Annotated in this window: 14 protein-coding genes and 1 tRNA gene; 7 read left to right on the top strand and 8 right to left on the bottom strand. The window is 59.1% G+C overall.

The window, feature by feature from the left end; all coding sequences use genetic code 11:
- Positions 1-2: 2 nt before the first annotated feature.
- A complete protein-coding gene (gene hemE, locus AAD018_RS02020; protein WP_367313802.1) occupies positions 3-1,037 on the bottom strand; it encodes a uroporphyrinogen decarboxylase in 1,035 nt (344 codons plus the stop codon).
- Positions 1,038-1,135: 98 nt separating this feature from the next.
- On the opposite strand from hemE, the gene hemC reads away from it, so the two are divergent.
- A complete protein-coding gene (gene hemC, locus AAD018_RS02015) occupies positions 1,136-2,080 on the top strand; it encodes a hydroxymethylbilane synthase (RefSeq protein ID WP_367313803.1) in 945 nt (314 codons plus the stop codon).
- Here hemC and AAD018_RS02010 read toward each other — a convergent pair.
- Positions 2,077-3,486: an FAD-binding oxidoreductase gene (locus tag AAD018_RS02010; RefSeq protein ID WP_367313804.1), complete on the bottom strand. Its 1,410-nt coding sequence runs from the start codon at positions 3,484-3,486 to the stop codon at positions 2,077-2,079. The two genes, hemC and AAD018_RS02010, sit on opposite strands and share 4 nt — an antisense overlap.
- Positions 3,487-3,586: 100 nt before the next feature.
- Between AAD018_RS02010 and AAD018_RS02005 the strand changes: the two genes are divergently transcribed.
- Positions 3,587-3,663: transfer RNA gene (locus AAD018_RS02005), tRNA-Met, on the top strand.
- A gap of 68 nt (positions 3,664-3,731) precedes the next feature.
- Here the strand turns inward: AAD018_RS02005 and idi are convergent.
- The 4 genes from idi to chlG are packed head-to-tail and all read right to left on the bottom strand — an operon-like array spanning position 3,732 to position 7,647.
- Complete coding sequence (gene idi / locus AAD018_RS02000; RefSeq protein ID WP_367313805.1) at positions 3,732-4,271, bottom strand: isopentenyl-diphosphate Delta-isomerase; 540 nt, start codon at positions 4,269-4,271, stop codon at positions 3,732-3,734.
- Positions 4,268-5,446, bottom strand: a complete 1,179-nt coding sequence (locus AAD018_RS01995) for a geranylgeranyl diphosphate reductase (protein ID WP_367313806.1) — start codon at positions 5,444-5,446, stop codon at positions 4,268-4,270. The genes idi and AAD018_RS01995 overlap by 4 nt, the downstream gene beginning before the upstream one ends.
- Positions 5,447-5,449: 3 nt before the next feature.
- A complete protein-coding gene (locus tag AAD018_RS01990) occupies positions 5,450-6,751 on the bottom strand; it encodes a BCD family MFS transporter (RefSeq protein ID WP_367313807.1) in 1,302 nt (433 codons plus the stop codon).
- Positions 6,748-7,647 (bottom strand): chlorophyll synthase ChlG, encoded by a 900-nt coding sequence (gene chlG / locus AAD018_RS01985; protein WP_367313808.1) that lies wholly within the window; start codon positions 7,645-7,647, stop codon positions 6,748-6,750. Before chlG ends, AAD018_RS01990 begins: the two co-directional genes overlap by 4 nt.
- A 325-nt stretch (positions 7,648-7,972) precedes the next feature.
- Here chlG and AAD018_RS01980 point away from each other — a divergent pair, with 325 nt between their 5' ends.
- Positions 7,973-10,495: a glycosyltransferase family 2 protein gene (locus AAD018_RS01980; RefSeq protein ID WP_412005165.1), complete on the top strand. Its 2,523-nt coding sequence runs from the start codon at positions 7,973-7,975 to the stop codon at positions 10,493-10,495.
- On the opposite strand, the gene ppsR is transcribed toward AAD018_RS01980, so the two are convergent.
- Positions 10,492-11,907, bottom strand: coding sequence for a transcriptional regulator PpsR (ppsR, locus tag AAD018_RS01975; RefSeq protein WP_367313810.1), 1,416 nt, complete (start codon positions 11,905-11,907; stop codon positions 10,492-10,494). The genes AAD018_RS01980 and ppsR overlap by 4 nt on opposite strands.
- Positions 11,908-11,942: 35 nt before the next feature.
- A complete protein-coding gene (locus AAD018_RS01970; protein WP_367313811.1) occupies positions 11,943-12,740 on the bottom strand; it encodes a cobalamin B12-binding domain-containing protein in 798 nt (265 codons plus the stop codon).
- A 250-nt stretch (positions 12,741-12,990) separates the two neighbouring features.
- On the opposite strand from AAD018_RS01970, the gene bchF reads away from it, so the two are divergent.
- The 4 genes from bchF to AAD018_RS01950 are packed head-to-tail and all read left to right on the top strand — an operon-like array spanning position 12,991 to position 19,874.
- Positions 12,991-13,485: a 2-vinyl bacteriochlorophyllide hydratase gene (gene bchF / locus AAD018_RS01965; RefSeq protein ID WP_367314222.1), complete on the top strand. Its 495-nt coding sequence runs from the start codon at positions 12,991-12,993 to the stop codon at positions 13,483-13,485.
- Positions 13,482-14,804 carry a ferredoxin:protochlorophyllide reductase (ATP-dependent) subunit N gene (locus tag AAD018_RS01960; RefSeq protein ID WP_367313812.1) on the top strand — a complete coding sequence of 441 codons (1,323 nt, stop codon included), beginning with the start codon at positions 13,482-13,484 and terminating at the stop codon, positions 14,802-14,804. Before bchF ends, AAD018_RS01960 begins: the two co-directional genes overlap by 4 nt.
- Positions 14,801-16,357 (top strand): ferredoxin:protochlorophyllide reductase (ATP-dependent) subunit B, encoded by a 1,557-nt coding sequence (gene bchB / locus AAD018_RS01955; protein WP_367313813.1) that lies wholly within the window; start codon positions 14,801-14,803, stop codon positions 16,355-16,357. The genes AAD018_RS01960 and bchB overlap by 4 nt, the downstream gene beginning before the upstream one ends.
- Positions 16,347-19,874 carry a magnesium chelatase subunit H gene (locus AAD018_RS01950; protein ID WP_367313814.1) on the top strand — a complete coding sequence of 1,176 codons (3,528 nt, stop codon included), beginning with the start codon at positions 16,347-16,349 and terminating at the stop codon, positions 19,872-19,874. Before bchB ends, AAD018_RS01950 begins: the two co-directional genes overlap by 11 nt.
- The last annotated feature ends 104 nt before the right edge of the window (positions 19,875-19,978 follow it).

The raw sequence follows: 19,978 nt of genomic DNA, 5'->3' as shown, positions 1-19,978 counted from the left end.
GCTCAGGCGGCGTTCCGCACCGTATCGATCATCAGATGAACGTTCTCGGGATCTGCATCCGGCGTGATCCCGTGCCCAAGATTGAAAATATGCGGTCCGCCGGAGAACGCATCGACGATTGCGCGGGTTTCTTGAACCAAGGCATCACCGCCCGTCACCATGTGGGATGAGGCGAGGTTGCCCTGAACGCAGCCATCCTTCTGAACGGCCTCTGCTGCCCAAGTCGCCGTCACGCCGTCATCCAGCGCGATACAGTCCGCTCCGATCTTGGCGTGTAGGCCAGCATAGCGTTCTCCGGCACCGCGCGGGAAGGCGATGACGGGAACGCCTGGGTGGCGGGCCTTCAGGGCCGCCGTAATCCGTGTGAGAGGCGCGATGGACCAGCGCTCAAACGCCTCGCCCTCGAGCGATCCGGCCCAGCTGTCGAAGAGTTTGACCACCTCGGCCCCGGCATTGATCTGTGCGGAGAGATAATCGATCGTCGCATGGACGATCTGGTCGATCAGCTTCTCGAACAGCTCGGGCGCCTCCTGGCGCATCTTATGAGCTGGCCCCTGATCCGGTGTGCCGCGCCCGGCAATCATGTAGGTAGCGACGGTCCAAGGCGCGCCCGCAAACCCGATCAACGTCGTCTCTTCGGGCAGCTCGCGGCGCAAGATCCGAACCGTCTGGTACACCGGAGCGAGGTGATCGTGAATCGCGTGGGCGGGCACAAGTTTGTCGAAGTCCGATTGCGTCTCAATCGGCGACAGACGCGGGCCTTCCCCTGTGACGAACCACAGATCCGCACCCAGCGCCTGCGGGACGAGCAGGATATCCGCGAAAAGGATGGCGGCATCAAAACCGTAGCGCCGGATCGGTTGAAGCGTAACTTCGGCAGCAAGTTCGGGGTTGTAACAAAGCGACAGAAAATCTCCGGCCTGCTGACGGGTCGCACGATATTCCGGTAGATAGCGCCCGGCCTGCCGCATCATCCAAATCGGCGGAACGGGCAGGGTCTCCCCCGCGAGGGCGCGTAAAATCATCTTGTCGGTCATCGGCCCTCTCCTTTGGTGCGCTCTTGTGGTGCGGAGGTCGCCAAAGGTTGTCAAGCGCGCATTGTCAGCCTGCGCTGACACATCTAAAGGTGAGCGTTATGACGATTGATCTGCCCTCCCCGCGCGCCGCCCTGAAAATCGGAACTCGCGGATCGCCTCTTGCCCTGGCGCAAGCGAACGAAACCCGGGATCGTCTTGCCCGCGCATGGGATCTACCCTTCGAAGCCTTTACGATCGTCGTGATAAAAACGAGCGGTGACAGGATCATAGACCGGCCTCTGAAAGAGGTGGGCGGCAAAGGTCTGTTCACGAAGGAGATCGAAGAGGCTCTGCTCTCCAGCGAGATCGATCTTGCTGTTCATTCGACAAAGGACATGCCGGTCGAACAGCCAGAGGGGCTGATCTTTGGCACATACCTGCCGCGCGAGGATGTCCGCGACGCGTTCGTCACGCTCGATGGCAAAGGGTTTTCAGATCTCGAGGAGGGCGCTGTCGTCGGCACCTCCAGCCTGAGGCGCAAGGCGCAGCTCAAGAACAGGCGTCCCGATCTTGAGGTCGTGGAGTTCCGCGGTAACCTTCAGACCCGGATGCGAAAGTTGGAAGACGGCGTCGCTAGTGCGACCTTCCTGGCCATGGCCGGGTTGATGCGACTTCGGATGGACGAGGTGAAACGGCAGGCTATCGATGTGACCGAGATGCTGCCGGCCGTGGGCCAGGGAGCGATCGGGATTGAGTGGCGGCAGAACGATACACGGACGGCGAGCCTTCTCGAGGCGATCCATGATCGGGAGACAGGGGACCGTCTTGCCGCTGAAAGGGCATTTCTGGCAGCGCTCGACGGGTCGTGCGAGACGCCCATCGCAGGCCTCGCCGAATTGAAAGACGGGCGGATCACCCTACGCGGAGAGGTTTTGCGCCCGGATGGCTCCGAGGTGATAGAGGCCGCCGATGATGCCCCGATCTCTGATGGGGCCGAGCTTGGGAAAGAGCTTGCCGGTCGCCTTCTCAAGGAAGCCGGGCCGGGCTTTTTCGATTGGCGCTAATTCCGCGCAGGAAAGACCTTTCCCGGGTTGAGAATACCCTTGGGATCAATCGCGGTCTTGATCGCGCGCATGACGTCAAGCGCCACCTCGTCCTTGCGACGTCTCATGGTGGATAGCTTGTGGACCCCGATTCCGTGTTCGGCGGAGAAGGACCCTCCACTTTCCGCGACGATTTGCTCGATCGTCTCACGAATGCCATCCTTCAGCGTCTCGTCATCGCGACTGGGATAAACGCAGTAGTGAATGTTGCCATCCCCCAGATGCGTGACGCTTATATTCGAAACTTCGGGGTCGAGAGAGCGCAGGCGCATCATCGCCTCATCAAAGAAACCGGCGACCTTATCGAGCGGCAAGGCGATGTCGCTGTCAACCCGGGGCTCTCGGGTATAGGCGACCTCCGCGGCGGCTTCCCGGCGCTCCCACATTTCGCGTCTCTGGGCTTCTGAGCGCGCGATGACGGCATCCGCGATATCGCCGGTTTCAAGACGCCGGGCCAGCTCCGCCTCAAGCAGGCCGGTCAGGGCCGTCGTACCATCGGCATCCACCTGCGCGTCGACGGGCCGGGTCGATGACACCTCGAGCAGGACGTTCACCTCATGGCGGTCCTCGAATGGCTCGCGCGCGCCCTTCGACAAGGCGAGATGGCCTTCGATGTGAGAGCGCGGCATGTATTCAAACGCATCGACCCCCCTGCCTGTCGCGTCGTTCAACTTGTTGAGCACCTCCAGCGCCACGCGCAGATCACGCGGAGCGATCATCGCGGTCGCCACGGCTTTGGGCTTGGGGTGAAGCTTGAGCACGGCGGCCGTGATAATCCCAAGCGTGCCTTCTGCCCCGATCATCAGATGCCGCAGATCAAGGCCGGTGTTGTTCTTATGCAGCTCGCTCATGAGATCCATGATCCGGCCGTCCGGCAGGACGACCTCGATCCCCAGACACAGGTCCCGCGTATTGCCATAGCGCAGGACGTTCGATCCCCCTGCATTCGTGGAGAGACACCCGCCAATCAGCGCAGATCCCCGGGCGCCGAAGGTCAGCGGAAAGATCATGTCCTCGGCGTCTGCGGCATCGTGAAGATTTGACAGGATGACCCCGGCCTCGACGACGGCAATCTGGGTATGTGGATCGATCTTTCGGATCTTATTCAGCCGCGAGAGTGACAGAACGATTGCGCCATCCGCCGTGGTTCCACCGCTGACGCTCGTATTCCCGGAGACCGCCACGACGGGGCAGCCCGCGTCATTTGCCAGCTTGAGAACCTTGCTCACCTCCGCTGTATCCCCAGGCCTGACCACTGCCTTAGGACTCCACCGGTAGCGCCCCGACCAGTCACGGGAAAAGGGCTCTGCATCCGATCCCGTCAGAACATGTTTCGGTCCAACGATCTGCGCCAGGCGCTCGGTCAAGTCTGGTTTGTCCAACATGGCGTCAGGATATGAATTGCAGCGGCGGTCGGCAACGTTTGAACTTGACCGACGATCTGGCCTGCCATAGACCGCGCGCGTCGGCGGAGTAGCTCAGGTGGTTAGAGCAGCGGAATCATAATCCGCGTGTCGGGGGTTCAAGTCCCTCCTCCGCTACCATTCAAACCAGTTTGGAACCCGGTCTCGCCACGCTTGCCGACAATCGCGCACTGTCGTGGGACGATGCCTCACTCTCCGGCTGCGAGAAAGCTGCCGAAGATCGTGTCCTTATGCTCTTCTAGATAGACACGCAGCCATGCTGTGAACCTGTTAGGGTGGCGCTGAACCTCTGCTGACAGTTCGTAGAAATCAACCCACCGGGTCTCCATGACCTCGGACGGGTTGGGTGCGAGCGCCAATGTAGGCGGGGTCTGTGCCAGAAACAGTTCGACGACCTCGTGTTCGACAAGACCGTTTCCTACATCGGCGCGATATTCGACCTGATTGCGCCAAGCCGGATAAAGGCCAGTGATGCCCAGCTCTTCGTTCAGGCGGCGAACGGCACAATCGGCAGCGCTTTCATCCCAGCCTGGATGCGTACAGCAGGTATTCGCCCAAAGGCCCCCGGAGTGGTACTTTCCAAGGGCACGGCGCTGGATCAGCACACGGCTGCCCGAGGTGACAAAGACCGAAACCGCCTTGTGCTTGAGACCACGTTGGTGAACCTCAAGCTTGTCGACCGGCATCAGCGTGCCATCGACCCAGGCGGGGATCAGATCAGAGGTCATGTCCGCAACGGAGAAACGAGCCGCGTGAGATGCGCGAGGTTCTTGACGCCGATTTTGAGATGAGCGAGCGGTCGCGCCTTGACGAGTTTCTTGTTCATGTAAGCCTCGAAGGTCAGTCGCTGGACGTCAACATCGTGACAGAGAGAGACGAACCGCTCGCGTCTCTCGTCAGATCTGTAATACGCATTCTGCATAGCGCCGAGGACGCGGAAGACCTGGCCGTGCTCTTTCATGAATAGCTTGCGAGCGAGCTGCAAGTCTTTGGGGCGTGCTGTCGCGAGGCATGCTGACGCAGCTGTCGCAGCGACACGGCCGCCCATCATCGCGTAGTAGATCCCCTCGCCGGAGGACGGCGCGACAACGCCAGCCGCATCACCGGCCAGAACCACATCTGTGCCGTTGTCCCATTTGGGAAGCGGCTTCAAAGGGATCGGGGCGCCTTCCTTGCGAATGGTCTTGCACCCAGCAAGACCGGAGCTTTCCCGCAGCGCGGCAGTCGCTTGCTTAAGATCGACACCGTCAATCCCTGTGCCCATTCCGACGCTCGCTTGTCCGCCATGGGGGAAGACCCAGCCGTAGAAATCCGGCGAGATCGCACCGTCATAGATCACATCGCACCGATCCGGATGGTAGCTCGCAGTTGGCGCAGGCGCTTCGATGATCTCGTGATAAGCAATGACATAGGGAATTTCGTCCCCGCCCGGGACTTCGGCCCGTGCGACATCTGAACGGGCTCCATCGGCACCGATGATAAGCCTCGTCGTGAGTTGCTTTGTGTCGCCGGTGGCCTTGTCGCGATAGAGGACGTGCGTTCCGGCACTATCACGTTCGATGCGCAGGAAAGTGCCCGTCAGGCGCATCGCGCCGGCGTCGTTAGCGCGATCCCGAAGAAACTCGTCGAAATGCTCGCGATCGACCATGCCGACATAGCCGTTCTCTATCGGAATATCGACGTGGCGCTGCGTCGGAGAGATCATGCGCGCCGTCGTAATACGGGCGACGATCTGGCTATCGGGAATAAAGAAGTCTTTGATCAGACGCGGGGGAACGGCACCTCCGCAGGGCTTGATGCGGCCCGCGCGATCCAACATCGCAACCTTGTGGCCCGACCGGGCGAGATCTTCAGCGGCGGTAGCTCCAGCGGGGCCTCCGCCTATGACGACGACATCATACATCGATCATTCTCCTGCGAAGACGGTAGGTTGGACTGGTTGTCGGCCAATGATGCGGGCCGCCATCGTGGCGGCAGCAAGGAAAAGGGCAGCCTCGGTCAAAAAGACCGTACCGAAAGCCTGGGCATCCGGAAGTGTAAGGCGCGCGAGATCCACAAGTCCTGACCCAAGGATCACGCCGACGCCGCCTGCGATAGCTTGTGCCGCCCCCCAAAGACCCATGCGCGTTCCCTCGCGCCGCTCTCGGCCATTATGGGCCAGCGCCATCATTGATCCGATTGCAGCGACTGCGAACATTCCGTTGAAGATGCCAAGGGCGGCAACAGCCGGGACCAGAGGTGCTCCGGGACCGATCTGACCGAGCAGAGCTATGACGACAAGTGCTGCCGCAGAGCCGAGACATCCCGCAACCGTCCAAGCACGGAGACTTCCGATCTTAAGGCCCGAAGCAAGGATACCGACACATAGCATACCGATGAAGGCGCCGCCGTTCTGCGGGCCGCCCAATGCTGTTGATTGGCCGGGTGTGAAGTTGAAAACGAGACCTGCATAGGGCTCGAGGATCAGCTCTTGCATGAAATAGGCCGTCATCGACAGGAAAACGAAGATGGTGAAATGGCGGGCATGGGTCTCAGCCCAGACTTCGGCCAGACCTTCCCGGAACGGCACCGGATCGGGCTCTCGCGTCGCGGCCACGCGGGTTTCAATACCCTGAACCGTGATGACTGTGACCAGAAAGGCGGTGCCTGTCACGATTGCGACAATCCTGAGAAGAAGCACAGGTGAATAGCCGGTGGCCTCTGCATTCTCCGGATCGAGGTGGAGACCGACGAGGATCGCAGTCACTGCAATCCCAAAGATCATCATCAGCCAGACGATAGTCGCCGCCGCCGCACGCCGGTTTGGAGCCGTTGCTGTCGCGAGCAAGGCAAGAAGCGATGTTCCGCAAGCGCCCACACCCAGCCCGATGAGGGCATATGCGACAACCGCGAGCAGGACCCCCGGACCGAAGGCATGGCCCATCACGACGACACTGACAGCAGCGGCCATACCGCCCAAGGCAAGGACAGCCATCCCCCCGATGATCCAGCGGGTCCTTCGCCCTTCGGTATCTGAGCGAAAGCCCCAATGAGGTCTCGTAATCTGAATTCCATAATAGAGACCGACAAGCAGACCGGGAAGAAGCGCCGGCAGCGACAACTCTACCACCATCAACCGGTTCAGCGTGGCAGTTGTCAGCAAGACAATCGCGCCGAGCGCAGTCTGGACCAGACCAAGCCGCGCGATCTGGATCCAGGTGAGGGTCATGACAAACCTCGCAGGGCGAAGGCCGCTATCATCATGCCCGAGACGTAGAAGAGAACGCCTGTCCCATTATACCATGGCGCTTTCGCCTTCGGGTCTTTGAGCAGTGTATTCATCGCCCAGACCTGTGCACCAAGAAGAGCGGCAACCCCGAGTGCATGAAAAGGCCGGTCCCAAAGCGTCAGCAAAGCGATTACCCCGACCTGCGGCAAGGTCATGATCCAGCAAGCCAATTTGGCGGCGCGATCGGGACCGAGCGTCACGGGAAGCGATGCCACGCCGGTCTGACGGTCACCCTCAAGCGCCTTGAAATCATTGAGCGTCATGATCCCATGCGCTCCGACAACGTAGAGGCCAGCGATCAGAATGATTTGCATCGAAGGGGCGCCCGCGCTCAGAATAGCCGCGCCTGTAAACCAGGGCACACCCTCGTAGCAAAGCGCGACAAGTCCCGGCCCCCACCAGCCTGATCGCTTTAGACGCACCGGCTCCGCCGAGTAGGCCCAGGCAGCAAGAACCGCAAAGACCGTGGCGCCGAATCCCCAAGGACCGAGCTGCATGCCGACAATTAGGGCCAACCCCGTCATCGCAAGAGCAATCCAAAGGCCCCAGCGTCCCGGAACGCGCCCTGATGGAATAGGGCGATCCGGCTCGTTGATCGCATCGACATGCCGGTCGCACCAATCATTGGCCGCCTGGCTCATTCCGCACGTAATCGGACCCGCCAGCAGCACACCTAGTAGGACAAGGCCCCACTGACCGGTCAGGACGGCACCGGACGATATCACGCCGCAAAGATATGCCCAGATTGGCGGAAACCACGTGATCGGCTTGATCAGCCGTAACGTCGCAGATGGTTCGGGCCACTGACGACCAGAGACAGATGAGGTAACACTCATTCTGTCAGCTTATCGAGACAGTCACGGAGTCGGCAAGTGTAAAGCCTGACTTACACCGAGGCGCTCCGTCGCAGCTTCCCGCCAAGGGAGGCCGAAATCAGCCATACGGCACAATCCTGCCTCGCAATCGCTTTTGCTCTCACCTAGAACCGTGCTGACTCAATGGCCGTTCGAACAGCAAACGGCCTCCGACCCGATTGGTTTGGGGCAAAACGCTCCAAGGAAGTCTTGGAGAGCCCTGACAATGACGCGTATGTCTACTTCGACCAAAAGAGTGAATACGGCCACGCGAAAGAGTACTGCGAAGACGACTCTCGTTACCTCGATGAAGGATGAGGCTCCTTATGTGTTGGAATGGGTTGCCTATCATCATGCTCTCGGCTTCAACGATATCCTGATCCTTGCAAATGATTGCACGGATGGAACGGATCAGATTTTAAAGCGACTCGATAACCTAGACTATTGTACTTACCTGGAGAACATCGTCCCTCCGCACAAAAAGCCGCATTCCGCAGCTATGGGCCTCGCGAACGCACATCCGCTGGTAAAGGAAGCTGATTTCGTCCTTGTCCTAGACGCAGACGAGTTTCTCATCCCGAAAGTTGGCGATAACAAGATAGACGATCTCACTCAGCTTATGGACAGCGAGGGTTGGGATGCGTTGGTCATCTCTTGGCGCTTGTTCGGCTCGTCAGGGCAAGTTGAGTTAAGCGAAGAGCTGGTCACCGAGAAGTTTAAGCATTGCTCTGCTCCTAAAAGCAAGGAAGGGGTAAAGACGCTATTCAAAGATCCTCAGGGGCTCCATATCGGGATTCATTATCCGCGTTCGCTTACTAAGAACGGCGTACCGATAAAGGATCTATCCCAACAAAACTGGGTCAATGGAAGCGGCGAAGCGATCAACGTCGACACGCTGACTTGGAACAATAGTAAAGGCCGAGGTGGCAGAGACTACGCCGAGATCGCTCATTTCATGTGTAAGAGCCTTGACGAATACATGCTGAAGATTTTTCGCGGCGATGGAATGATGAATTCGAACCGGCATGGGATAGGCTATTGGAGCCACGCCGATCAGAATACCAACACCGATCTTGGCTTTGACAGCAACAATATTGTAGCGATGAAGGCCGTTCTAGACGATCTCAAATCAGACGCAGAGCTGCGCGAACTCCATGACAGCGCAGTAAAGCGACAACATATTCGCTTGGAAGGCGTACTTTCCAAGCCGGGTGCGAGCGAGCTTCGAGATATCTTGAAACGAAGCACTGATAAATCGCTATCTGAGGCTGATATTGAACGAGCCAAGCACATCGTAAAGGATCTTTCCCCGAAAGATCCCGGACTGGCAGAGCTGGAAGGTCTATTGGATAATAGCTTCCAGTTGTCTTTCATTAACATCACGACAAGTGATCTACCCGTTGCGAAGAAAGTGTTTAATACTTTTAAGGCTTTATCAAAGGAGACTGGCGATTACTTTGTTCACGAGCACAACTTCTCTCGCAAGAGCGTATCTTCAATAATCGAAGCAATCAAGCAGGCGAGATTCCGTGACGCCCACGAACAGACGGTCTTTCGGTTATTTGGCAAATACAAGAAAGCCGAGATAAAGAACAGCTGGGGCGTTTCCAGTGATGCGACGGTCGTTTTCACGAGGAGTAGTGGCGCCATTCGGTCGGGCTACTCTGATGTTCTGATCGAGAAGAATGAGATGGATCATCTTGATGCGCTTAGTTCTACAAAGGGACAGTCTAGATCCGAGATCCTGTCCGATCTGATCTCGTTGGGTTTTGTCGACGACCCGGTCGTATCTCTGAATGCGTATCAAAACGCGCATCATCAGGAGCCGGTATTTTTCTTTGACCTCGAACAGTTCGATGCGCACCGAGAGCAGGTTCACTCTTTTCTAGTCGAGCATGGGTTCCCGAGATCTGCGAGAGACTCCTTCGATGAAGGTCTGGAGCGCCTCAAGCAAAAAGGTGCAGGAAAGCAGTTTAGGGAAAAAGCGAATAAATCCTTCGTGGATCTGGACAGACGGGAATACGGCTTTGATCGTTTTAAGTCTCCTGTTCCCTTGAAGGTCAATTGGTTCAGACGGGGCGGAACAGGGCTTAATTTTGGGGATGAGCTTGGTCCATTTTTGGTCGGCGAGATCCTTGAACGGTCCGTTGAGATGTCCGATGTCGCAGATGCAGATGTCGTCTCGGTTGGGAGTGTGCTGGCCCAAACGAGTAGTGAGGCCAAGCGATCTGGAAGGACAGATCACCTTTTTATTTGGGGAAGTGGTCTTCTAAAGAACCAGTCCAAAAAAATACCCTCAATCCTTACTTTAGGCGCTGTCCGTGGCCCCCGTACCAGAAAGCTGATTGACGGGGATCCCGACGTACCGCTCGGTGATCCGGGTATTCTTGTGTCGCGCTATATCAAGCCAGCCTTCAGCAAGATGTATCGCTGGGGCGTAGTTCCGCACTTCACTCATCGAAACAAGAGCTATGTCAAAGATCCAGTTTCAGCGATTGATGATGCAATTCTGATTGATCCCACTTGGGATCACGTCCGTGTCGTGAAAACTATTTCCGCTTGCGAAGGTATCATATCATCTAGCCTTCACGGACTTATCGTTGCTGACAGCTATAACATACCATGTGTCTGGCTCGATCTGGAAAGCCATAAGGATCATCATTTCAAGTTCGCGGACTATTGCGGTGGAGTGGGTAGAACGTTATTCGATACGATCTCGCTAGACGACTTCCAAAACGCTTTGCGCCAGGATCCTAAAGGTCCGGGGTTTGAGATCGACCCGACGATCGGTGATCGGCTTATCGAGATACTAAAAGAACGCTTCGGCTAGGTATCGCCGCCTTTGTTCAAAAGGCCGTATTTCCGAAGCTTCACATAAAGGGACTGCCTCGAAAGCCCGAGCATTTCTGCAGCGGCTACACGATTGTTTCCGGTCAGTTCAACCGCCGTTTCGATGCACATCTTCTCGACAACGTCGGTTGTCTCAGCAACGATATCCCGCAGTGTGGCAGACCCCATCAGATCCCGAATGGATCGAGAGTCGGTTTCATTGCGTTGAGGCGCTCGAACCGCATCGTTCCGGGAAGCATCCCGCAGGATCATACCGACAACAGGCTCGGCCATTTGATCAAGAATGCTTGCGGAGATCTCGACGGCGCATTCCGCGTCAAACGCCCCTTTCAAACGGGTCGCATACATCTTCATATGTCCGGACCGCTTAGCATTATCAAGCAGGATTTTGAGGTCGATACTCCCCCTGCTAAGAAAATCGGACAACGGTCGTCCTTTGACCGAAAGCCCATGTGCAAAACCGGTCAGGCCGAGGAATGCATCGTTCGCAGACAGGATCGATCCGAACTTGTCGACGAAGAGCATCGCCTCGATCCCGGTCTCGTAGAGCGCCGCCGCCCGATCCGAGGTCGGATCTCCTTCATTGGCGACATCATCATCCAAATCGATGCGGCACAGGATCATCTTTTCCCCGGCGGTCCGGAACACTTTCGGAACGAGGAGAACTTCCCGGCCTGTTTTCGCCAGAGCCACCGAAACGGTGCGCTGATCGCCGGACAAGGCTACATCGGCCAGCTCATCGAGAAGTCCGTCACGCCGGGCAGGGTCAAACACCTGCAGGAAGCTTGTTCCGGGTACAGATTCTCTTGATAAGCCAAGCCGTTTGAGCGCTGGCGCATTGGCGTCGACGATGCGCCCCTTCGACATAGACACATAGACCGCGGCGTCCCGCGTTGCGGACATGAGCGCCCGGTAACGGGTATCGGTGTCGCGTTGAGACTCGTAATCCATCTCAAGCGCAATTTGAGTTTTCACGAGCTGCTGTTGAAGCTCCGAAACAAGACGAAGGTCCCGGCCCAGCATCAGGATCGCACCGTCCGGCCCGATTCTGTGGAAGCTGTAGCGGATTGGGAATTCCCATTCGCTCTTTTGATCCAGATGGTTGAGTTCAACGGATCGCGAAACAGCAGGATCGTCGAGAAACTCCGCAAGACGGTCCTCGAATTTCGGAACGCTCTCGACTGTGAGAAGAGAGCGCATATTCTCCCCCTCCCAATGATCGAGGGTAGACAAATCCGTCTTTTCGGCATCGACGAGAACGGAAAGAATTGCGCCGTTTTCCGATATGACGAGAGCGATATCGGCAACAGCCGCAATGATGTCCCCGAGGATATCGGGACCTATCAGGGGGATCGATCCGCTTGACCAATATTTGGCGCCGCGCGACGTCATGCGTGCTGCGCCATCAGAGAGGTCAGGCGTCGCATCTAACGTTGTCCGGCCTGATGCGCCGGTTTTGCTAGGTAGTCCGTCAGGCCGCAATATTTTAGTGCCTCATCCAAATCGCTCGTGGCACAGTCCGCGCCCGTCAAAGTCTTCACGTCGACCTTTTGTTCCAGAACCGTCCCGCCGATAACTACAGGTGGCGGATTGGCTCGCTTCTTTATTTTATGGACCAGCGTACTCAGAGGCTCAAGCCGTTCGCTTGTCGAAGCGGATATCATCACGACATCGTATCGGGCAGCTTCCAGAAGGCGTTCCAGCTCTTCCAATTCCAGGCCAATGATAAGCCGAACGGCCAGTCCGCGCCGGCGCAATTGACCGGCAAGAATAACCGCACCCAGCGTGTGATAGGCCTCCTTCGCAAGAAGGATCAAAGAGGCAGGTGCGTCGCTTCTGGATAGATCGCTACTGGACCACTCTGTCCCGAGAGTTCGCAAGAGACCCTGAAGACGTGAGGCACCGATCGTCACCGTCGCAAAACTCGCCTCGTCTGAACACCATGCCTCGCCAAGCAAACGTGCGGCTGCGGGAATATAGACATCAGAGATATCGATCGGCTCGATCCCGTCGGCGAGCATACGATCACGGATGGTCATCACATCGCTCGGGTCTGTTGCCTTCGCAGCGTCCGTCAGCTGACCGATGTAATGATCATGGAGGGCAGGCAAGGTCCCTCCTTTGCGGGATGCGAGGACTGAAAGCGCCTGGTTGGCAAGGCGGGCAACCCCGCCGCTCTCTTCATCCGAGGCAGGTGCGGCATCCGACTTGGAGAAGTTCGACATGATGGATCTCCGCGAAGGCTCAGCATCCGCAGTCAAGTCCACGAGGGCTGAGTCTCCATCTGGCGTCCATTGTTCCCCGATGACCTGTCTATGTCAAAGACAATTGACATCTGAGCCAAGCCAATTGGGTGCACAACCGAAACATGCCAATTTTCCTTGCGTGATTCTCAATCCAGCACGCTGATTGAAAACTCTGAGCAAGTGTAAATCTAAGTTGACACTTTTGCAGAGCGACACGTATCCTTTTTTCATGTTGGCAGATCCGACTCCTTCCTCGCTGTCCAGACCGATTGCTCGACCGCTATACACTCCGCAGGAGAGGGCGCGTCGTGACGCGACCGTCTGGACAACCGTCCAAGGGGTACTGGCCCCGCTTCAGTTCGCCGTCTTTCTGATCTCGCTTGGGTTGGTGCTCAGAACTCTCGCAACCGGCGAAGGCTATGCACTGGCAACCGGGTCCATCCTGCTCAAGACAGCGGTTCTTTATACGATCATGATCACCGGAGCGATTTGGGAAAAGGTTGTCTTCGGGCAGTACCTCTTTGCACCCGCCTTTTTCTGGGAAGACGTTGTCAGCTTTGGCGTGATTGCCCTCCATACCCTATATGTCATTGGACTTTTCAGTGGTTGGGCGAGCGCCGATGCACTGCTTTTCATCGCGCTCGCCGCCTATGCCATCTACGTTGTCAACGCCGCGCAATTTGTCTGGAAACTGCGCACCGCCCGGCTCGCGGCATCTGCATGACAGATCTCGCGCCTCCCCCATCCGCCGGATGCAGAAACGCGCCCGTGCTCAAGGAGCGGGGACAAAGGGAAGTCTTCTGCGGCCTCACCGGCATCGTCTGGCTGCACCGCAAGATGCAGGACGCGTTCTTCCTGGTCGTCGGCTCCCGTACCTGCGCCCATCTGCTTCAGTCCGCAGCCGGGGTCATGATCTTTGCAGAGCCGCGGTTCGGAACGGCGATTCTCGAGGAGACAGATCTGGCCGGTCTGGCCGATGCCCATGAGGAGCTTGACCGCGAGGTCGCCCGTCTCCTGTCACGTCGGCCTGACATCCGGCAGCTCTTCCTTGTCGGCTCCTGTCCGTCTGAAGTGATCAAGTTGGACCTAGCGCGTGCGGCTGAACGCCTCACCGAGATCCACGCACCGCGCGTAAGGGTGCTAAACTTTTCGGGTTCTGGGATCGAGACGACCTTCACTCAGGGTGAGGATGCCTGCCTGGCCTCCATGGTGCCTGTCCTGCCCGAAACCGAAGCGCGGGAGCTTTTGGTGGCAGGTGCATTGCCTGATGTCGTCGAGGATCAGATGCTCGAGCTACTTGAGGCTTTGGGGATTGGCCCTGTGCGCACCTTGCCTGCCCGTTGCGCCGATCTCGATCCTAGCGTGGGACCGAATACCGTCTTCGCTCTCACCCAGCCCTTCTTAGGCGATACCCATGCCGCCCTGATCCGCCGCGGCGCCCGCCATATCGAAGCGCCGATGCCGTTTGGTGATGAAGGTACAACCGCGTGGCTCGCTGCAATCGCCAGAGAATTCGGCGTCAGTCAAGAGCGGTTCGAGGCTGTGATATCCGCGCCGCGTGCCCGGGCGCGAAAGGCGATTGCCCAGGCTTCCGAGCCGCTAAAGGGCAAAAGCGTATTCTTCATGCCCGACAGTCAGCTTGAGGTGCCGCTCGCGCGGTTTCTCACCCGCGAATGCGGCATGGACGCGGTCGAGGTCGGCTCTCCCTTCATTCATGACGCTATTGTCGGACCGGATCTAGATCTGCTTCCCGCAGGACCACAGATCTCCGAAGGGCAGGACGTTGAACGGCAGCTCGACCGGGTGCGCAAGGCACGTCCTGATCTGACGGTATGCGGCCTTGGCCTTGCCAATCCGCTCGAAGCCGAAGGGCTGACGACAAAATGGGCCATCGAACTCGTGTTCACGCCGGTCCATTTCTATGAACAGGCCGGCGATCTGGCATCGCTCTTCGCCCGTCCCCTGAACCGCAAGGCGCGTCTTCATCTGGCAAAAAATACTCTCGGGGGTCTGGGGGCAGACAGCCCCCAGCCGGTATCATGAAGCTCTCGGTCTGGACATATGAGGGCCCGCCCCATGTCGGAGCCATGCGTGTCGCGACGGCGATGACGGGTCTGCACTACGTTCTGCATGCACCGCAGGGCGACACCTATGCGGACCTGCTCTTCACCATGATCGAGCGGCGCGATCACCGCCCGCCGGTAACCTACACAACCTTCCAGGCCCGCGATCTGGGGTCGGACACCGCCACGCTCTTCAAGGATGCAGCGCAAGCAGCTTATGAGCGCTTTCAGCCTGAAGCGATGATTGTCGGCGCCTCCTGCACAGCGGAATTGATCCAGGACGATCCCGGAGGTTTGGCCGAGACGATGGGGTTGCCCTGCCCCGTCATCCCGCTCGAGCTTCCGTCCTATCAGCGCAAGGAAAACTTTGGGGCGGACGAAACCTTCTTCCAGATCGTCCGGCATCTCACGCGGCCTGCCGAGCAGGTTCCGATGACCTGCAATATTCTCGGACCGACCGCGATGGGGTTCCGGCATCGCGATGATGTCACCGAAATCCGCAAACTGCTCGAGAGCCTTGGCGTCACGGTCAATATTGTCGCACCATTGGGCGCGACACCAACAGATATCGCGCGTTTGCCCAAGGCGGCGTTTAACGTCTTGCTTTATCCTGAAACCGGCGAAGCGGCCGCGCGCTGGCTCGAGCGGACCCATGGTCAGCCCTTCACAAAGACTGTTCCGATGGGCGTCGGCGCAACCCGTGATTTTGTTGCTGAGATCGCAGAGATCCTCGGGCGGGAGCTGGTTCTCGACGAGACCAACCTGCGGATGCCCTGGTGGTCGCGGTCCGTGGACTCAACCTACCTGACAGGCAAGCGCGTTTTCCTGTTCGGCGATGGCAGCCATGTCATTGCAGCGGCGCGGGTTGCCCGCGACGAAATGGGGTTCGAAGTGGCCGGGATGGGCTGTTACAACCGTGAATTGGCGCGCGCCGTCCGGGCTGCGGCGAAAGATTACGACGTTCCCGCTCTGATTACTGACGACTATCTTGAGGTCGAGGCCGAGATAGAACGCCTGGCGCCGGAGATGATACTCGGCACCCAGATGGAGCGTCATATCGGTAAGCGGCTTGGCATTCCCTGTGCCGTGATTTCGGCCCCCGTCCATGTCCAGGATTTCCCCGCCCGCTATTCTCCGGTCATGGGGATCGAAGGCGCGAACGTCCTCTTCGATACTTGGGTGCATCCCCTTGTCATGGGGCTCGAAGAGCATCTTCTTACGATGTTCCGCGAGGATTTCGAGTTCCACGATGCAGCCGGTCCGTCACATCACGGGCACGGATCCGCCCGGCCGCAATCCTCGGATTCGGGGCGCGCATCGGCAACGCCGATGCCGGCTGGCGACCCCTCGATGGGGTCGTTGGACGGGCCCGTTCTGGAATGGCTCGAGGATGCCGAACGGGAGCTGAAAAAAGTCCCCTTCTTCGTACGTGGCAAGGCGCGGCGCAATACTGAGGCCTTCGCGGTTGAACGGGGTCTGACCGAGATCAGCCGCGACACGCTCTACGAAGCGAAGGCCCATTATGCGCGATGAAATGATCCGCCCCTACCGCATCTGCGTGATCACGCTCGATGCCCACTCCGCAGGCCCCGCTGCGCGGGCCATACAGGATCTTGTCGCCGATTTTCCGGGGCTCGAGATCAACGTCTTCCCGGCTGCGGAATGGGGCGAGCATCCGGAGGCCCTGACCGCGACGAAGGACGCGGTAGCGCAGGCGGATATCATCATCGCCAACCTGCTGTTCCTCGAGGAGCATATTCAGGCAATTCTCCCCGACCTCATCGAGCGTCGCCCGCATTGCGATGCCGTGGTCGGTCTGATCGCGGATCCGCAGATCGTTCAGCTCACCAAGATGGGCGATCTGGACATGTCCAAGCCCGCCTCGGGCGCGATGGCTCTGCTGAAGAAGCTCAAGCCAAAGACCAAGAGCGCATCGAGCGGCGCGAGCCAGATGCGGATGCTCCGCCGCTTGCCCAAGATTCTGCGGCTTATCCCGGGTAAGGCACAGGACCTGCGTGCATGGTTCCTATCGATGCAATACTGGCTCGGCGGCTCAGACGATAATATCCGCGAGATGGTGCGCTTCCTTATCTCGCGCTACGCGGATCGTGCGGAATGGCACGGTGCCGCGGCAGCTGACCCGATCGATTATCCAGAGCTGGGGCTCTATCACCCTGACCTTCCTGGCCATCACATCACTACCGACCTTGCCGATCTGCCGCGAAAAGACGGTCCGACCGTGGGTCTGCTGATGCTGCGGTCCTACATCCTGGCCTCGGACAAGGCGCATTACGACGCGGTTATCCGCGCTTTCGAAGCGGCAGGATGTTCGGTGCGGGCCGCCTTCGCCGGAGGGCTCGACGGGCGCCCCGCGATCGAAACCTATATGCAGGACGTCGACGCGCTGGTCTCGTTGACAGGGTTCAGCCTCGTGGGCGGGCCCGCCTACAATGACAGCGACGCTGCGGTCGATGTGCTGGCCGCGCTCGATGTGCCTTATGTCAGCGCACAGCCGCTAGAGTTCCAGACGCTCCGGCAATGGTCCGAAAGCAAGCAGGGTCTGGGGCCGGTCGAGACGACAATGCTGGTTGCCCTGCCCGAGATCGACGGCGCGACAAATCCATCCGTCTTTGCCGGACGGCATGGCGTTGACGGATGCGATGGCTGCAAGCGGCGATGCCGCGCGGTGCCTCAAAGCAAGGCGATGGCTCCTTGCCCCGAACGGATCGAAGCCCTGGTGAACAAGACCGTGCGGCTAGCTCATCTGCGGCGCAAGGCAAATGCCGAGAAGACCGTTGCGATCACGCTTTTCGGGTTCCCGCCGAATGCGGGCGCTGTCGGGACAGCAGCGTATTTGAGCGTCTTCGAAAGCCTCTTCAATACGCTGCACCGCATGGCTGCTGAGGGCTATGACCTCGAACCACCGGAAAGCGTCGATGCGCTTCGCGCAGCAATGCTGGAGGGTAACGCCTCCCGGTTCGGGCAGCAGGCAAATGTCGCGGCTCACGTGACGGCCGATCGGATCGTCGCGGGAACGCCTTGGCTGGACGAGATCGAAGCGGTCTGGGGTCCGGCGCCGGGACGGCATCAGGCAGACGGTCGCGGTGTCTTCGTTCTGGGCGCGCAGTTCGGGAAGGTCTTCGTCGGAGTGCAGCCAGCCTTCGGCTATGAGGGCGACCCGATGCGGCTGCTCTTTGAGGGCGGGTTCGCGCCCACGCATGCTTTCTCTGCCTACTATCTGTGGCTGAAGGAAGAGCTTGGTGCCGATGTGGTCCTGCATTTCGGAATGCACGGCGCGCTCGAATTTATGCCGGGTAAACAGGCAGGGCTTTCTGGAGCCGATTGGCCTGATCGGCTGATCGGCGGGCTGCCGAACGTCTATCTTTATGCGGCCAACAATCCCTCCGAGGCGACCCTGGCCAAGCGGCGCTCGAACGCGGTGACAATCACACATCTGACGCCTCCGCTTGCGCAGGCAGGGCTTTATAAGGGGCTGGCCGAGCTGAAGGACAGCTTACGGCGCTGGCGCGAGGCCCCGGCAGGCGAGGATCGGTCGGAGCTTGAGGCGCTGATCCGCGATCAGGCGGTCGCTGTCGATCTGAACGGACGCGATCCAGAGCGGCTTTGGCTGGTGTTGCTGGAAACCGAGGATGCGTTGATTACGGATGGCCTTCACGTGGTCGGCCGTCCGATGAGCGCGGCCGCGCGCGCCGATGCTTTATCGCTGATGCAAGGGCATTCCGAAGAAGCGCTGCAGAAAGCCGAAGCGCATCTGGCCGACGAGACCGAGTTGCCTGCCCTGATGCGGGCCCTGTCAGGTCGGTTCATCAAGCCGGTGCCGGGGGGCGATCTTATTCGCAATCCCGAGATTCTGCCGACCGGGCGCAATATTCATGCCTTCGATCCCTTCCGCATGCCGACTGCCTTCGCCATGGCAGACGGAGCCAAACAGGCGAAGGCGCTGCTCGAGACCCACGAAAGCCTGCCGAGAACGGTCGCGCTCGTGCTCTGGGGGTCGGATAATATCAAGAGTGACGGCGGGCCGATTGCTCAGGCGCTCGCCCTTCTCGGAGCGGAGCCGCGCTTTGATGCGTACGGACGGCTTTGTGGCGCGGATGTGGTTCCCCTGGAGCGGCTTGGGCGGCCCCGGATCGACGTGATTATGACCCTGTCGGGCATCTTCCGGGATCTGCTGCCATTGCAAACCAAGATGCTGGCCGAAGCTGCTTTCAAAGCGGCAAGCGCGGATGAGCCGGATGAGATGAACTTCGTCGCGACCCATGCGCGGGCCTATTCCAAGCGGACGGGTTGTTCCCTGGCCGACGCAGCCTTGCGGGTCTTTTCGAATGCGGAAGGCGCCTATGGCTCGAACGTCAACCAGTTGGTCGACAGCTCGGCCTTCGGGGACGAGGACGAACTGGCCGATGCCTATGAGGCCAGAAAGAGCTTCGCCTACGGGGTCGATGGGAAGGCCACTGCCAATCCCGAGCTTCTGCAAGCCACGCTAAAGGATGTGGATTTGGCCTATCAGAACCTTGAAAGCGTGGAGCTTGGGGTGACGACGGTCGATCACTACTTCGACACGCTGGGGGGAATTGCACGCGCCGTGAAGCGGGCCAAGGGCGGGGCCGACACGCCGGTCTACATCGGGGATCAGACGCGAGGCGGCGCCAAGGTGCGAACCCTGGCCGATCAGGTCGCACTCGAGACCCGGTCGCGTTCCCTGAACCCACGTTTCTACGAGCCTTTACTCAAGCATGGTCATGAGGGCGTGCGCCAGATCGAGGCGCATATCACTAACACCGTGGGCTGGTCGGCGACGACCGGTCAGGTCGAGCCTTGGATCTATCAAAGGCTGTCGGAGACATTCGTTCTGGATGAGGCAATGCGCGAGCGGTTGAGCCAGCTCAATCCGCAAGCCTCGATGCGGATGGCGAACCGTCTGCTGGAAGCGTCGGATCGAGACTACTGGGCACCGGACGCGGACACACTGGCCGCGCTTCAGGATGCGGCGGATGCGATCGAAGACCGGATGGAGGGCGTCGCGTGAAGAAGGCAGGACTGAAAATCCTGCCGCGCCTGCGGCGGGCGGAGGGCGCGGCTGCGCCGCGCCGTTTTGAGTATTTTTGGCCAGATGAAGAGGGGCGGCTGTGC

The sequence above is a fragment of the Aestuariibius insulae genome, assembly GCF_040783535.2.
Classification (GTDB): domain Bacteria; phylum Pseudomonadota; class Alphaproteobacteria; order Rhodobacterales; family Rhodobacteraceae; genus Aestuariibius; species Aestuariibius insulae.
This window is presented reverse-complemented; position numbering and strand designations above follow the sequence as displayed.